Source organism: Megasphaera intestinihominis (genome assembly GCF_040096415.1).
In the GTDB taxonomy this organism is placed as follows: Bacteria; Bacillota; Negativicutes; order Veillonellales; family Megasphaeraceae; genus Megasphaera; species Megasphaera intestinihominis.
In genome coordinates, this window is the sequence record NZ_JBBMEU010000149.1 from 1 (window position 1) to 744 (window position 744).

The window sequence follows — 744 nt, forward strand, 5'->3', positions numbered from 1 at the left end:
TAATGTCGCCTGTGGCTGCGGGCGTACCTTGCGGCGCGGATATCGGCTAATATATATCCTCTAATCATCTTCACGCCATAGATCTGCCCACGCTTCTTGATGGACGAACACTGTTGTAAGACATATCGTCTTTTCCATATTTCAGTGCATGAACGCACAGCAATGTAGTCAAATACTTGCTGTAAGGCGCACTCGCGGCCGATGAGCCGTCGCTTTTCTGACGTGCTATCATAGCGTTCGCGTGTATATGGTACAAATTCAGGAACGTTATGCGTTTTTACAGCCCAGGAAGCATATCTTGCCAGCTCGTCCGTTGCTTCATTTAAATCGGCGGTGCCTATTTTGTGTAGCAATCGGGCGAATTTATAGCGCCGGTGATGCCGTTTTAAACATTCATGAATGAAAGGCTTGATGGCTTCTTTATCGGTAATGTCTATATTTTTACAACTCTTTTTCATTGGAATTTTCTTTCTGAATAATAACGGACGTTCAGTTTTTACTAGCCCGTGGCATTAGATTATTGATTTTTGCCGCAGCATGGAATACATGACGTTGTTTTTGATTAGTATTCAGATAGGCGCGACGCATTGTTCCACCACGTATTACCCAGGTCCCTGTTCAGGTTCAGGTAAGACAGGCCGTAGGTGGCAACGTCCCTGTTCAGGTTGCCAAAACAAATCATCATGCATCCCTTTGTGGTGGGCTATGCCCCCCACGCCCCCCTATTACCATTCGGAGAAAGGC

At 46.1% G+C, this 744-nt stretch carries 1 pseudogene; it reads right to left on the reverse strand.

Going from position 1 to position 744, the window contains the following annotated elements:
• Nucleotides 1–458: pseudogene (locus WMO23_RS11405) on the reverse strand (reverse transcriptase domain-containing protein); the annotation flags it as partial.
• Nucleotides 459–744: the final 286 nt, after the last annotated feature.